We start from the raw sequence: 2,500 nt of genomic DNA on the forward strand, positions 1-2,500 counted from the left end.
AGTAAAACCCATCTGGGTTGTATGGTTAAGCCTCTCGAGTCATTAGTATCAGTTAGCTCAACGCCTCACAACGCTTACACACCTGACCTATCAACGTCCTAGTCTCGAACGGCTCTTTAGTGGACTTATAGTCCAAGGGATGACTCATCTTGGGGCTCGCTTCCCGCTTAGATGCTTTCAGCGGTTATCGATTCCGAACATAGCTACCGGGCAATGCCATTGGCATGACAACCCGAACACCAGCGGTTCGTTCACTCCGGTCCTCTCGTACTAGGAGCAACTCCCCTCAATCATCCAACGCCCACGGCAGATAGGGACCGAACTGTCTCACGACGTTCTGAACCCAGCTCGCGTACCACTTTAAATGGCGAACAGCCATACCCTTGGGACCGACTTCAGCCCCAGGATGTGATGAGCCGACATCGAGGTGCCAAACACCGCCGTCGATATGAACTCTTGGGCGGTATCAGCCTGTTATCCCCGGAGTACCTTTTATCCGTTGAGCGATGGCCCTTCCATTCAGAACCACCGGATCACTATGACCTACTTTCGTACCTGCTCGACGTGTCTGTCTCGCAGTTAAGCTGGCTTATGCCATTGCACTAACCGTACGATGTCCGACCGTACTTAGCCAACCTTCGTGCTCCTCCGTTACTCTTTGGGAGGAGACCGCCCCAGTCAAACTACCCACCAGGCACTGTCCTTAACCCCGATTAGGGGCCCAAGTTAGAACATCAACACTACAAGGGTGGTATTTCAAGGACGACTCCACGAGAACTAGCGTTCCCGCTTCAAAGTCTCCCACCTATCCTACACATGTAGGGTCAATGTTCAGTGCCAAGCTATAGTAAAGGTTCACGGGGTCTTTCCGTCTAGCCGCGGGTATACGGCATCTTCACCGCAATTTCAACTTCACTGAGTCTCGGCTGGAGACAGCGTGGCCATCATTACGCCATTCGTGCAGGTCGGAACTTACCCGACAAGGAATTTCGCTACCTTAGGACCGTTATAGTTACGGCCGCCGTTTACCGGGGCTTCGATCATGAGCTTCTCTTGCGATAACCCAATCAATTAACCTTCCGGCACCGGGCAGGCGTCACACCGTATACGTCATCTTGCGATTTTGCACAGTGCTGTGTTTTTGATAAACAGTTGCAGCCACCTGGTATCTGCGACTGCCGTCAGCTTAGGGAGCAAGTCCCATCACCAACAGCAGCGTACCTTCTCCCGAAGTTACGGTACCATTTTGCCTAGTTCCTTCAGCCGAGTTCTCTCAAGCGCCTTGGTATTCTCTACCCGACCACCTGTGTCGGTTTGGGGTACGATTCCCGCTAACCTGAAGCTTAGAAGATTTTCCTGGAAGCATGGCATCAACTACTTCATCCCCTTGGGGACTCGTCATCAGCTCTCAGTGTATAGTGACCCGGATTTGCCTAAGTCACCCACCTACCACCTTAAACGCGGACTACCAACGCCGCGCTAGCCTAGCCTTCTCCGTCTCTCCATCGCAGTTAGCGGAAGTACAGAAATATTAATCTGTTTCCCATCGACTACGCCTTTCGGCCTCGCCTTAGGGGTCGACTCACCCTGCCCCGATTAACGTTGGACAGGAACCCTTGGTCTTTCGGCGAGGGGGTTTTTCACCCCCTTTATCGTTACTCATGTCAGCATTCGCACTTCTGATACCTCCAGTGTGGGTTACCCCTTCACCTTCAACGGCTTACAGAACGCTCCTCTACCGCGCAACCCTAATGGATTGCACCCGTAGCTTCGGTGGTATGTTTAGCCCCGTTACATCTTCCGCGCAGGCCGACTCGACTAGTGAGCTATTACGCTTTCTTTAAATGATGGCTGCTTCTAAGCCAACATCCTAGCTGTCTAAGCCTTCCCACATCGTTTCCCACTTAACATACACTTTGGGACCTTAGCTGACGGTCTGGGTTGTTTCCCTTTTGACGACGGACGTTAGCACCCGCCGTCTGTCTCCCGGATAGCACTCTTTGGTATTCGGAGTTTGCAAAGGGTTGGTAAGTCGGGATGACCCCCTAGCCTTAACAGTGCTCTACCCCCAAAGGTGTTCGTCCGAGGCGCTACCTAAATAGCTTTCGAGGAGAACCAGATATCTCCCGGTTTGATTGGCCTTTCACCCCCAGCCACAAGTCATCCGCTAATTTTTCAACATTAGTCGGTTCGGTCCTCCAGTTGATGTTACTCAACCTTCAACCTGCCCATGGCTAGATCACCGGGTTTCGGGTCTACGCCTTGCAACTAAACGCGCAGTTAACACTCGGTTTCCCTACGGCTCCGCTATTCGCTTAACCTCGCTACAAAACGTAAGTCGCTGACCCATTATACAAAAGGTACGCAGTCACGGTCTCAAGAACCGCTCCCACTGCTTGTACGTATACGGTTTCAGGTTCTATTTCACTCCCCTCACAGGGGTTCTTTTCGCCTTTCCCTCACGGTACTGGTTCACTATCGGTCAGTCAGGAGTATTTAG

General features: G+C 52.1%; 1 rRNA gene (cut by a window edge). It reads right to left on the minus strand.

Annotation, left to right across the window (positions count from 1 at the left end):
- Positions 1 to 21 precede the first annotated feature (21 nt).
- Positions 22 to 2,500 (minus strand): 23S ribosomal RNA (locus B5P39_RS24145); it runs 414 nt beyond the window's last position.

This window comes from Shewanella sp. Shew256, from assembly GCF_002196695.1.
In the GTDB taxonomy this organism is placed as follows: Bacteria; Pseudomonadota; Gammaproteobacteria; order Enterobacterales; family Shewanellaceae; genus Shewanella; species Shewanella mangrovisoli.